Here is an 11,894-nt window from a genome sequence, read left to right as displayed (position 1 = left end):
CCCCGGGGACGTGTCGCTTGCGCGCGGCGCGTCCCCTTCTTTTTGCGCTCAGGCCTGGGACAGGGTTCGGATCAGCATGTCGCGCAGCCGCTGTTGCGCCGCGGCGTCGAGCGGGCCCTGGACGCCGCGGCGTTCGGGCGGCAGATGGCGGCCGGGCGGGGTCTCGGCGTCGAACACCAGGGCCTCGAACAGGCCGGCCCAGGCCCGGCGCTGGCGCGCGGGCAGGTCGCGGACGGCGGCGATGGCGTGGATCACGGCCGCCATCGCGCCGCGATCCGGCGTGGCGTTCCACCAGAAGTTCGCCAGCACGCTGACCCGGTCCAGCGACTGGACGTGGTGCCACCACATGAAGGGGATGAACAGGGCGTCGCCGGGCGCCAGGTCCGCGACCTGGGCCGCCGCCCAGGCCGTCGGAAAGCGCGGGAACCGCTCCAGGTCGGGGGCGTCCAGCCGCACCATGCTGACCGGCGCCCCGGCCGGCGTATGCTCCAGCGGGCCGAGGTACAGGTTCGGCGCCTGCTCGGGCGGAAACAGGATGAACCGTCGCCGCCCCGAGACCGCGCAGGCGATGTTGTCGTAGAGGTCGTAGTGGGTCTGGACCACGGCCTGGGTGCTGATCCACAGCCGGGCGGGCACGTCGTCGTCGACCAGGGGCGAGGGGTTGGCCGCGCTGAACCCGGGCAGGATGTCGGGCGCCGTCACGGCCTGGGCGGCGAAGGCGGATCCGTCGGACGGCGCCAACAACCGGGCCAGCACCTGCGACACCGTCCCCTCGTGCTTGCGGAAGTTCAGCCGAGTCAGGGCGTCGTCATAGAAGAAGCGTCCGTCCTCGGACGGGTCGGTGACGATCACCCGCACGGGCCGGCCCTGATCGAAGGCGCCGAGGTGGTCGACCAGCGCCTGGGGCGACTGGCGGGCGGCGCGGACAGCGGGCCAGTCGCCGACCAGTCCGCGCATCACCACCGGCCGTCCGGCCGGGACGATCTCGTCGAAGAACTGCGCGCGACCCACCCGCGTCAGGACGGGGCAGGCCGTCTCGGGCGTGGGGAAGCCAGGCGTCACGACGCCGCCTTGCGGCCCCTGGCCGGCGGCGCCCCCGGCTCGGCCGGCGGATGGCCGTCCGACTGGCGACGGATCAGGGCGAAGCCCATCAGCTCGCGCGCCGCCAAGGCGGGCTGGCCGTCGGCCTTGCGGCGGATCGCGTCGACCAGCACGCTGACGGCCTCGCGCGACATTTCGGCGACCGGCTGGCGGATGGTGGTCAGGGGCGGCCAGACGGTGCTGGCCAGGGCGGTGTCGTCGAAGCCGACGATGGTCAGGTCGCGCGGCACGTCCAGGCCCTGGCGGTGAGCGACGGCGATGGCGGCGGCCGCCATGTCGTCGTTGCTGGCGAAGAGGGCGGTCGGGCGGCGGCGCAGGGTCAGCAGCTGGTCGGCGGCGTCCAGTCCCGAGTGGTAGGTGAAATAGCCCTGGGCCACCAGCCGGTCGTCCACCTCGATCCCGTGGGCCTTCAGCGCCTGGGCGTAACCTTGAAGCGCAGCCCGCTGGCAGTCTGGTTCGGGTGGCCGCGCACGAAGGCGATGCGACGGTGCCCCAGGCCGATCAGATGCCGCGTCATGGCCTCGGCCGCCGCCTCGTCGTCGATCCGGATGGCCGAGACGCTGGGCATGGGTTCGCCCGAGGCCACGGCGACGGCGGGCAGGCCGGCCGCCTCCAGCCGGTCCACGACCAAGGCCGAGTCGCACAGCGGCGGCGGCAGCAGCACGCCGTCGACGCCGGCGGTCAGCATTCGTTCGATGGCGACGGTCTCGCCGGCCTCGGGTTCGCACTTCTCGACCACCAGCTGGGCGCCGGCGCGGCTGCACTGGTCCAGCCCGCCCAGCAGGAATTCGCTCAGATAGGCGGCCGAGGGGTTGCTGTAGAGCAGGCCGATCTTCAGCGTCTGGGCGCTGGCCAGGCTGCGCGCGGCCTGGTTGGGCGCGTAGCCCAGTTCCCGGATCGCCTCGGTGACGCGCAGGCGGGTGGTCGCGGACGTTGCGTTCGCCGTTGATGACGCGCGAGACGGTCATGGGCGAGACGCCGGCGTGACGCGCCACGTCGTCGATCGTCCGGCCGCCGCCCTTCCGCCTGGTCGACTTGCGTTGCACGCTGATCCTCCAATGGCGCAACCGGCGCCGCGAACCTCCTGCCTAAGGCCCTGCGGCCGACGGGGAAGGGCGGCGGCGCCAGTCATGGGCCTCAGGCATGGGCTCAGGCGCGACGCCGATCCTCATCGAAAGGGAAACGCTGTGACCCGGCTGCAGGACGACGAGCCCGGACGCTTCTCCCCCGGGGCGTTCAGCGCGTCGGGGCGATGGGTGACGGGTTCGATGCAGACGAAGTCGGCGCCCTTGGGAGCATAGACATGGACGCGGTCGACGCCCGGCGCGTCGATCACCGCGACGCCGTCCGAGGACGCCAGCCGCGCCTCTCCGGTCCAGCCGTCATAGGCGTTGTCGACGAAGGGGGCGTCGGCGACCCTGGGCCCCGGCTCCAGTCGAACAGGGCGTCGGCGGGGGCCAGCTCTTGCGGGATCAGGTCGGCGCTCAGCCAGACGCGCGGGGCGGCCAGCGTAAGCCGCGCGTCGAACGGCCGATGAAAATAGGGATGCAGGCCCACGCCCGCCGGGGCGGGACGATCGTCGCGGTTGGTCAGCGACAGCGCGATCGACAGGCCCTCGTCCGACAGGACCAGCCTCTGCTCGGCCTCGAACGCCCAGGGCCAGTCGGCGCCGGCGGCGTGGCGCAGCGTCAGGACGGCGGCGCGCGCATCGACCTGCGTCGCCGTCCAGGCCGTCCGCCAGCCGACGCCGTGCAGGGCGTGCGGCTCGAACCCCGGCGTGGCGCCGACATCGTGGGCCTGGCCTTCGAAGCGGAAGCGGCCGTGGTCGATGCGGTTCGCATAGGGAACCAGGGGGAAGCAGGCGGTCTGAAGCGGGTCGTCCGCCCCCTGGGGCGTCGGACGCAGGATCGGGCGGCCGCGGTATGTCAGGTCCAGGACCGCGCCGCCCAGCCGCAGCTCCAGTTCGGCGCGCCAGTCGCCCGCTTCCAGCCGGATCACAGTCGGATCAGGTTCTGGGGCAGTCCGGGCGTCTCGACCCGCACGCGATAAAGGCCCCCCAACGTCGGCTGATCGCCCCGCTTGTCGGCGTTCCCCAGCCAGGCGGTGGTGCAATAGAGGTCGCGAAGATCGTCGCCGCCGAAGGCCGCCTTGGTCACCGTCTGGACGGGCAGGCGGATGGCGCCGATGCGCTCGCCCTCCGGCGAGAAGCGCGCCACGCCCCAGCCGTTGAACAGGCCGACGTGCAGCACGCCCTCGGCGTCCATGCTGGGGCCGTCGGCGAAACCGTCCTCGGTCACGGCGAAGACGCGCCGGTTGGACAGGACGCCGTCGTCGTGATCGAAGGCCAGGACCGTCTTCTCCAGCGTATCGTGGTGATACAGGGTCTTGCCGTCCGGGCTGAGGCACGGGCCGTTGGTGACGCCATAGCCGTCGTCGTGCCGCGTCAGTTCGCCGTCGGCCCAGCGATACAGGGCGCCGGTCCTGACCTCTTCGCTGTCGTCCATCGAGCCGAACCACAGGGAGCCGTCGGGGGCGACGAAGCCGTCGTTCAGCCGGTTCTGCGGACGGTCGGTCTCGACCGGCAGGATCAGGGCGAAGACGCCGCTGTCCGGATCGAACCGATGCAGGCCGCCGCGCACGCCGCAGACCAGGGCGCCGTCCTCGGCGGGCAGGGCGAAGCCGATCTGGTCCGGCGCGTCCCACGACGCCTTGTCGCCGGTCGCGGGGGTGTAGCGATGCAGCCGCCGACCCTTGATGTCGACAAACCACACCGCCTTGCGGGCGGCGTCCCAGACCGGACCTTCGCCCAGCTCGGCCTGGACGTCCCAGACCAGTTCGGCCTCGCTCATGCTCACCCCGCCGAATAGCTGGTCTTGATCTGGGTGTAGAACTCGACCGCCGCGAAGCCCTGCTCGCGCGCGCCATAGGACGACTTCTTCGAGCCGCCGAACGGCACGTGGTAGTCGACGCCGGCCGTGGGCAGGTTGACCATGGTCATGCCGGCCTTGGCGCGGCGCTGGAAGTCGCGCGCATGCTTCAGCGAAGAGGTGACGATGCCGGCCGACAGGCCGAATTCGACCCCGTTGGCGACCGACAGCGCCTCCTCGTAGGACTTAACCCGGATGGTCGAGGCGACCGGGCCGAACACCTCCTCGGTGTTGATCCGCATGTCCGGCGCCGTGTCGGCGATCAGGGTCGGCTGGACGTACCAGCCGGGCTTGTCCAGCGTCAGCCGGTCGCCGCCGGTGACGATGCGGCCGCCCGACTCCCGGGCGATGTCGATGTACTTGTAGGAGGTGTCCCGCTGGGCCTCGGTCACGGCGGGGCCCATCTGGGTGTCGGGATCCAGGGCGTCGCCGACGCGAAGCGCCGCGACCTTCTCGGCCAGGGCGGCGACGAACCTGTCGTGGATGCCGTCCTGCACGATCAGGCGGCTGGAGGCGGTGCAACGCTGGCCGGTGGCGAAGAAGCTGCCGTCCAGGGCGATGTTGACCGCGCGGTCCAGGTCGGCGTCGTCCAGCACGATCAGCGGGTTCTTGCCGCCCATCTCCAGCTGCACCCGGGCCTGGCGCTTGACCGCGCCCTCGGCCACGCCGGCGCCCACGCCCTGCGAGCCGGTGAACGAAATGCCGGTGACGCCCTCGTGGGCGACGATGGCGCGGCCGACGTCGCCGTCGCCGATGATCATGTTGACCACCCCCTTGGGCAGGCCCGCCTCGTGCAACACGGCGATCAGGGCCTCGGCGGTCGCCGGGGTCGGGCCGGCGGGCTTGATGACCACGGTGTTGCCGAAGGCGATGGCCGGGGCGATCTTCCAGGCCGGAATGGCGATGGGGAAGTTCCACGGCGTGATCAGGCCGAACACGCCGACGGCCTGGCGATAGGTCTGGACCTCGACGCCCGGGCGGGTGGAGGCCAGGTTCTGGCCGTGGGCGCGCAGGGCCTCGCCGGCGAAATACTTCAGGATGCGGGCGGCGCGCACGGTCTCGCCGATGCCTTCGGGGACGGTCTTGCCCTCCTCGCGCGACAGCAGGCGGCCGATCTGCTCGCGCCGCTCCATGATCAGGCTGCCAGCCTTGTCCAGCACGTCGAAGCGGACCTCGGGCGAGGCTTCGGACCAGGCCTCGAAGGCGTCGGTCGCGGCGACGACGGCCTGGTCGACCTCGGCGGCGCCGCCCTTGGGCGTGCGGGCCACGATGTCGCGCGTGTCGGAGGGGTTGTGGCTTTCGCCCGGACGGTCGCCCGCGACCTTCTCGCCGCCGATCCAGTGGGAGAGTTCAAGCGTGTCGGTCATGGGGGCGTCCTTTCGGTGTGGAAACGGGCGGCGGGGAGCGCCGCCCGTGAGGGATAACTCAGACTATTAGATAGGTCAGCCGGTCATGTCTTCCAGTTCCCGGCCGCGGGTTTCCTTCAGCCAGGCCTGGACCAGGAAGAAGGAGATCAGGGCGCTGACGGCGTAGAAGCCGTAGGTCACCACCAGGCCCAGGCCGGCGGCCATGGCCGGGAAGCTGACCGAGATGCCGAAGTTGGCGATCCACTGGGCGAAGCCGGCGACGGCCAGGGCCGAACCGCGCATCTGGTTGGGGAACATCTCGCCCAGCATGACCCACATGACCGGGCCCCAGCTGAAGTTGAAGAAGACGACATAGGCGTTGGCCGCGATCAGGGCGATCAGGCCGGTGGTGTCGTCCAGGTGCAGCGACCCGTCGACCAGGGCGGCGCGCGAGAAGCACCAGGCCATGACCGACAGGGTCACGAACATGCCGGCCGAACCGATCAGCAGCAGCGGCTTGCGCCCGATCCTGTCGATCAGGCCGATGGCGGCCAGGCAGGCGGCGATCGACAGGACGCCGGACAGGATGTTGATCTGCAGCGCGTCGTTCTCGGAGAAGCCCACCGACTGCCACAGCACCGCGCCGTAGTAGAAGACGATGTTGATGCCGACCAGCTGCTGGAAGACGGCCAGGATCAGGCCGGCCCAGACGATGGGGCGGACCTTCTTGGTCACGGGATCCAGCAGGTCGGAGAACTTGGGCTTGTGGTCGGCGGCCAGGGAGGCGCGGATTTCCTGCACCTTGCGCCCGCCGGCGCCGGCGCCGAACAGCTTGGTCAGCACGGCCTCGGCCTGGGCGTCCTTCTTCTTGACGACCAGGTACCGCGGGCTTTCCGGGATCACCAGCAGGGCCAGCAGGTAGATGGCGGCCGGGATGACCTGCAGCCAGAACATCCAGCGCCAGGCCGGATAGCCCATCCAGAACTCGGCGGTCGATCCGCCCGCCGTCGCCGCCAGGATGTAGTTGGCCAGGAAGGCGCCGGTCAGGCCGGTGATGATCATGATCTGCTGCACCGACGACAGCCGGCCGCGGATCGAGGCCGGGGTCACTTCGGAGATGTAGGCCGGCGACAGCACCGAGGCCGCGCCGACGCCCAGGCCGCCGATGAAGCGGGCGATGATGAAGTGGGCCGAGGTGTCCGCCGCCCCGGCCCAGACGGCCGAGATGATGAACAGGACGGCGGCGATCTGCATCACCGTGCGGCGGCCGATGGCGTCCGCCAGACGGCCGGCGGCGAAGGCCCCGAAGGCGCAGCCCAGCAGGATGGCGCCGACGTTGAAGCCGGTGCCCAGCGCCGACAGGTTGAAGGCCGCCTCCAGCCCGTCCTGGGTGCCGTTGATGACGCCCGAGTCATAACCGAACATGAAGCCGCCGATGGTGGCCACCGCCACGATCAGGGCGATGAAGGCCATGTTGACGCGGTCGCTCCCCGCGATGTCGGGGCCCGAGCCCCCGTCGGTCCTGCCATTGAATACCCTCCCGAAGCCCGTCTGACGCGGGCGTGAAAATCCTAGGAAACCCTATCGCCAGCCGGCGTCCACGAAATACTCGTGGCCTGTAATCAAACGTGCGTCGTCCGAGGCCAGGAACAGGCCCAGCGCCGCGACGTCGGCGGGCTGCAGCCGTCCCTTCAGGCATTGGGCGGCGACGATCTCGGCCTCGCCCTCGGGCGTGTACCACTTCATCTGGCGCGGGGTCTGGACGTTGCCCGGCACGATGCAGACGACGCGCACGCCGTCGACGCCCAGTTCGCGCGCCAGGGCCCGGGTCATGCCCTCGATCCCGGCCTTGGCCGTCTCGTACAGCGACAGGTCCGGCAGCCCCAGGTGCCAGCTGATGGAGCCCAGGTTGATGATCACGCCCGCGCCGCGCTCGCGCATCCTCGGCGCCACGGCTTGGGCGGCGAAATAGAGATGACGCAGGTTCACCGCGACGCGGTCGTCCCAATAGGCGGGCGTGACCTCCGTCAGGCTGTGGCGGTCGTCGTTGGCGGCGTTGTTGATCAGGACGTCGACGTCGCCGTACTGGCTCGCGATCTCGGCGAAACAGGCCTGCAGGGCGGCGATGTCGATCAGGTCGCATCGCTTGAACGCCGGCGCCGGCGACAGGCCGGACAGCGATGCGGCCAGGGCCTCCGAGTCCTCGACCGCGACGTCCAGGAAGACCACCTGCGCGCCCTGCCGGGCGAATGCCTCGGTGAAGCCGGCGCCGATGCCCGATCCGCCTCCGGTGACGACGACCAGCTTGCCCTTCAGGGACGGATAGACGGCGGCGCTCAAATCGATCGCTCCTGCAGAAGGCCGCGACCGGCCAGATTGTACATCAGTTCGACCACGCCCACGGTCCACGGCGGGGCCCGGTCGGTGGTGGTCACGCGGTTGCGCAGCGTTCCCAGGCGTTCGGATGACACGGTCACCACGTCGCCCGGCTTGTGGGTGAAGCCCTGGCCCGGCGCGTCGCGATCCTTGATCGGGGCGAACATGGTGCCGAGGTAAAGGATGAAGCCGTCCGGATACTGATGGTTCTCGTTCAACGTCTGGCCGATCAGGTCCAGCGGGTCGCGGCTGATCAGCCGCATCGAGGACGAACCCTCCAGCACGAAGCCGTCGTCGCCGCGCACCTCCAGCGACACCGTCGCGTCGCGCACGTCGTCCATGCCGAAGCCGTCGTCGAACAGGCGCACGAACGGGCCCAGGGCGGCCGAGGCGTTATTGTCCTTGGCCTTGCCCAGCAGCAGGGCGGACCGGCCCTCGATGTCGCGCAGGTTGACGTCGTTGCCCAGCGCCGCGCCGACGGGACGTCCCGCCGGATCGCACAGAATGGCGACCTCGGGCTCGGGGTTGTTCCAGGCGCTGTCTGGACGCACGCCGACCAGTTCGCCCCAGCCGACCGAGGCCAGGACCGGCGCCTTGGTGAAGATCTCGGCGTCCTTGCCGATGGCGACTTCCAGGTATTGCGACCACAGGCCGTCGGCGATCAGGGCGTCCTTCAGGGCGTAAGCCTGGTCCGAGCCGGGCTTCACGGCCGAAAGGTCCGCGCCGACGCGATCCGCCAGCGCCTCGCGGATGGCCAGCGCCTTGTCGGCGTCGCCGCGCGCGCGCTCCTCGATGACGCGCTCGACGGCCGAGATCGCGAAGGTGACGCCCGAGGCCTTGATGCATTGCAGATCGACGGGGGACAGCAGGCGCGGCGCGACGTCGGCGTCGTTCCACGCGGGGCTCAGCGCCAGCGTTTCCAGGTCGCCCAAGTCCCGGCCCGGCGCGTCGGCCAGGTCGGGGCGGGCGGCCGCCTGGGCCGAGGTGGGCGCCCAGGCCGAAATGTCGTGCACCCGGCCCTTGCGGACTAGGACCGGCGTCGGTCCCTCAGGCAGCGCCAGCCGGCCGAGGAAGACGCCCTCGCGCCAATCGCCGGGCAGATCGTGGATAAGCGTCGTCATTTCCCCCGCCAGCTCCGTCAATGCGAAGCGGTTCTTGAGTGTTAGCGCTATCATCGCGGGCGGACGCCCGAGCGTCAAGGGCGGCTCATGCGGGTCTTGGCGGGGCCGCGCGGAAGGCGTCCGCGATCGCCGTGCGCAGCGGCTTGGCGCGGCCCTCGGCGTCATAGGGGGTCGGCCGTTTGGGCAGGCCGTCGGCGCGGGGCCAGTTGCCCTGAAGCCAACTGTGGGAATCCGCCATGCCCCAGGCGACCACGCCCGTCGTCTGCGGGTAGGCCAGCATCTGATCTAGGTACCGCCGGCCCAGTTCGGCGACGGCGGCGTCGCGCGAGGGGATATCGGCGGGCAGGTTCTTGTCGTGGACGTCGAACTCGGTGATCACGACCTCCAGCCCCATGCCCACGACCTCGTCCATGAAGGCGCCCCATTCGCGCTCCTGGGCGGTGTCGAAGCCGACCGAGTCGTCGCTGTTGCCCGAGCCGATGTGGCTCTGCACGCCCAGGGCGTCGATCGGGACGCCGCGCGCCTTCAAGCCCTCCAGCAGGCGCAGCACCCCGGCCCGGTGCTTCTCGTGCCCGGCCTCCCAGCTCATGTAGTCGTTATAGACCAACTGGGCCTGGGGCGCGGCCTCGCGCGCGGCGTGGAAGGCCACGTCCAGCACCGACTGCCCCATGGCGCGCGACAGCGGCGTCTCGCGCAGTTCGCCGGTCTCGGCGTCCACCGTCTCGTTGACCACGTCCCAAGAGCGGATCTGCGGATACCGACCGGCGACGCGCTGGATGTGATCGACCACCATGGCCTCGGCCGCCGTGGCGGGCTGGGGCCCGAAGTCGTGCTTCGCCACCCAGGCCGGGAACCACTGCGGATGGTGCCACAGCAGGGTGTGGCCGCGCAGGTCCATGCCGTTCTCGCGCGCGAAGTCGGCGATCCGATCGGCGCGGGAGAAGTCGAACGTCTGGGCGTCGGGCCGCAGCACGTACCACTTCATTTCGTTCTCGCAGACCAGCAGGCCGCACTCGCGCGTCAGCAGGCGGCGATAGGTCGGATCGCCCAGCGACGCCGTGACGCCCGCGTCGCCGGCGCCGACCGCGCTGCCGAAGAAGCGGCCGTTGGCGCGCGCCAGATCGTTCAGGCTGGGCTCGGCGGCGAAGGCCGGCGCGGCGGCCGGGGCGATCGCGACGCGCCGGCGGCGGCCATCAGGTCGCGACGGGTCAGGCCCTGGGTCATCGTCTTCCTCCTTGTGGTTGCGCTAACAAGAGCCGAATGCAAAAACTCAGACAAGTGAAAAATAATCGCGGGAGGACAATCGGATGAGGAGGACAGGCAGCGCGGCCCTGGCGGCCCTCGCCCTGGCGGCGGTCGCGGGCGGGGCGACGGCGCAGGAGGCGGTGTTCGACCATTTCGTCTATCGCGGAACCGACGCCGCGCATCAGGGCGCCGAACCGACGGCCGACCAGTACCGCAACCCGATCCTGCAGGGCTTCTATCCCGACCCGTCGATCACGCGCGTCGGCGACGACTATTATCTGGTCACCTCGACCTTCGCCTACTTCCCGGGCATCCCGGTCTTTCACAGCCGCGACCTGGTCAGCTGGACCCAGATCGGCAACGCCATCGACCGGCCGGATCAGCTGGATTTCGGAACCCTGGGCCTGTCGCGCGGCGTGTTCGCCCCGACGATCGAGCATAGGGACGGGACCTTCTACATCCTGAACACCTGCGTCGATTGCGGCGACAACTTCCTGATCACCGCCAGCGGTCCGGCCGGTCCCTGGTCCGATCCGGTCTGGCTGCCCGATCTGAAGGGCGGCATCGACCCAGGCCTGTTCTTCGACACCGACGGCTCGGCCTGGATCGTCAACAACGGCCCGCCGGAGGGAACGCCCCGCTACGAGAGCCACCGCGCCATCTGGATCCAGCGCTTCGATCCCGTCGGGAAAAAGACCGTCGGGCCGCGCAAGGTGCTGGTGGACGGCGGCGTCGATCCCTCGACCAACCCGATCTGGATCGAAGGGCCGCACCTCATCCGCAAGGGCGACTGGTATTATCTGGTCTGCGCTGAGGGCGGCACGGCCGAGGGCCACTCCCAGGTCGTGCTGCGCTCGCGCAAGCCCGACGGCCCCTACGAACCCTGGTCCGGCAATCCGATCCTGACCCAGCGCGCGACCTGCCGCGCGATCGGCCCAATCCCATCACCTCCGCCGGCCACGCCGACCTGGTGCAACTGCCCGACGGCGCGTGGGCGGCGACCTTCCTGGCGGTGCGGCCCTATGAGGGCGACTTCTACAACACCGGGCGCGAGACCTTCCTGCTGCCGGTGGACTGGTCGGGCGACTGGCCCGTGATCCTGAAGCGGGGCGAGGCCATTCCGTATGTCGGCCAGCGGCCGAACCTGCCGGCCCAACCCGCGCCGGACGTGCCCACGAGCGGCGATTTCGAGGTCGTGGACGCGTTCGACGGGCCCGCCCTGCCGCCCTACTGGATGATGCTGCGCAATCCGCGCGAGGCCTGGTTCGACCTCGACAGCCATCCCGGCGCCCTGACGCTGAAGGCGCGGCCGGTCGGCCTGGGCGACAACGCCAACCCCTCCTTCCTGGCTCGCCGCCAGCAGCATCAGAACGCGCAAGCCCAGACCGTGCTGCGCGCCGCGCCGACGCGCGAGGGCGACCGCGCCGGCCTCGCCGTGCTCCAGAGCGACGACTACTGGTACGCCCTGTCCGTGGTGCGCCAGGACGGCCGCGCCATCGTCGAACTGCGCCGCCGCGCCGGACCCGACCAGGCGAGCGGGGGCGAACTGCTGGCCAGCCGGCCGCTGGCCGGCGAGGGGCCGATCCGGTTCCGCATCGCCGGACGCGGCGACGCCTACGACTTCGCGGTCGCGCAGGGTGACGGCGACTGGTCCACCGTCCTGGCGGGCGCGGACGGCACGCTGCTCAGCACCCGCACGGCCGGCGGCTTCGTCGGCGCCGTCTTCGGCCCCTTCGCCCAGTCGGCGTTCTGACCTGGACCCAACCGACATTGAAGGG

Annotated in this window: 9 protein-coding genes and 3 pseudogenes; 2 read left to right on the top strand and 10 right to left on the bottom strand. The window is 70.7% G+C overall.

Annotated elements, in window-relative coordinates:
* Window positions 1-48: 48 nt before the first annotated feature.
* The 10 genes and pseudogenes from MU852_RS06860 to MU852_RS06820 all read right to left on the bottom strand — a co-directional run bounded on the left by MU852_RS06860 (window position 49) and on the right by MU852_RS06820 (window position 9,991).
* Entirely contained in the window at window positions 49-1,062 is a 1,014-nt protein-coding gene (locus tag MU852_RS06860; RefSeq protein ID WP_249751563.1) for a cupin-like domain-containing protein, read from the bottom strand.
* Window positions 1,059-1,882: pseudogene (locus tag MU852_RS06855) on the bottom strand (substrate-binding domain-containing protein). The gene MU852_RS06860 and the pseudogene MU852_RS06855 overlap by 4 nt, the downstream one beginning before the upstream one ends.
* Before the next feature lie 154 nt (window positions 1,883-2,036).
* A pseudogene (locus MU852_RS17795) lies at window positions 2,037-2,096 on the bottom strand (LacI family DNA-binding transcriptional regulator); the annotation flags it as partial.
* Between the two features lie 337 nt (window positions 2,097-2,433).
* Window positions 2,434-3,099, bottom strand: a complete 666-nt coding sequence (locus tag MU852_RS06850; RefSeq protein ID WP_249751562.1) for an aldose epimerase family protein — start codon at window positions 3,097-3,099, stop codon at window positions 2,434-2,436.
* Complete coding sequence (locus MU852_RS06845) at window positions 3,096-3,950, bottom strand: SMP-30/gluconolactonase/LRE family protein (protein WP_249751561.1); 855 nt, start codon at window positions 3,948-3,950, stop codon at window positions 3,096-3,098. The genes MU852_RS06850 and MU852_RS06845 overlap by 4 nt, the downstream gene beginning before the upstream one ends.
* A 2-nt stretch (window positions 3,951-3,952) precedes the next feature.
* On the bottom strand, window positions 3,953-5,395 hold the full coding sequence (locus tag MU852_RS06840) for an aldehyde dehydrogenase family protein (protein WP_249751560.1): 1,443 nt from the start codon (window positions 5,393-5,395) through the stop codon (window positions 3,953-3,955).
* Window positions 5,396-5,470: 75 nt separating this feature from the next.
* Window positions 5,471-6,847, bottom strand: a complete 1,377-nt coding sequence (locus MU852_RS06835) for a sugar porter family MFS transporter (RefSeq protein WP_249751559.1) — start codon at window positions 6,845-6,847, stop codon at window positions 5,471-5,473.
* A 108-nt stretch (window positions 6,848-6,955) separates the two neighbouring features.
* Window positions 6,956-7,714, bottom strand: coding sequence for a D-xylose 1-dehydrogenase (xylB, locus tag MU852_RS06830; protein ID WP_249751558.1), 759 nt, complete (start codon window positions 7,712-7,714; stop codon window positions 6,956-6,958).
* Window positions 7,711-8,871 (bottom strand): fumarylacetoacetate hydrolase family protein, encoded by a 1,161-nt coding sequence (locus MU852_RS06825; protein ID WP_249751557.1) that lies wholly within the window; start codon window positions 8,869-8,871, stop codon window positions 7,711-7,713. Before MU852_RS06825 ends, xylB begins: the two co-directional genes overlap by 4 nt.
* 85 nt (window positions 8,872-8,956) lie before the next feature.
* Complete coding sequence (locus tag MU852_RS06820; protein ID WP_347342374.1) at window positions 8,957-9,991, bottom strand: endo-1,4-beta-xylanase; 1,035 nt, start codon at window positions 9,989-9,991, stop codon at window positions 8,957-8,959.
* A 187-nt stretch (window positions 9,992-10,178) separates the two neighbouring features.
* Between MU852_RS06820 and MU852_RS17790 the strand changes: the two are divergent.
* Window positions 10,179-10,973, top strand: a pseudogene (locus MU852_RS17790) (glycoside hydrolase family 43 protein); the annotation flags it as partial.
* 113 nt (window positions 10,974-11,086) lie between these two features.
* Window positions 11,087-11,869 carry a beta-xylosidase family glycoside hydrolase gene (locus MU852_RS17785; protein WP_347342355.1) on the top strand — a complete coding sequence of 261 codons (783 nt, stop codon included), beginning with the start codon at window positions 11,087-11,089 and terminating at the stop codon, window positions 11,867-11,869.
* The last annotated feature ends 25 nt before the right edge of the window (window positions 11,870-11,894 follow it).

It is taken from the genome of Brevundimonas albigilva (assembly GCF_023503965.1).
Classification (GTDB): domain Bacteria; phylum Pseudomonadota; class Alphaproteobacteria; order Caulobacterales; family Caulobacteraceae; genus Brevundimonas; species Brevundimonas albigilva.
The sequence above is the reverse complement of the archived record's forward strand: the minus strand, read 5'-3'. Positions and strand labels throughout refer to the sequence as shown.

What these genes read in the sequence shown, in the direction of transcription:
- MU852_RS06835 (WP_249751559.1), bottom strand. Translation starts at nt 6,847, where the DNA reads ATGGCCTTCATCGCCCTGATCGTGGCGGTGGCCACCATCGGCGGCTTC.
- MU852_RS06845 (WP_249751561.1), bottom strand. Translation starts at nt 3,950, where the DNA reads ATGAGCGAGGCCGAACTGGTCTGGGACGTCCAGGCCGAGCTGGGCGAA.
- MU852_RS06840 (WP_249751560.1), bottom strand. Translation starts at nt 5,395, where the DNA reads ATGACCGACACGCTTGAACTCTCCCACTGGATCGGCGGCGAGAAGGTC.
- MU852_RS06825 (WP_249751557.1), bottom strand. Translation starts at nt 8,871, where the DNA reads ATGACGACGCTTATCCACGATCTGCCCGGCGATTGGCGCGAGGGCGTC.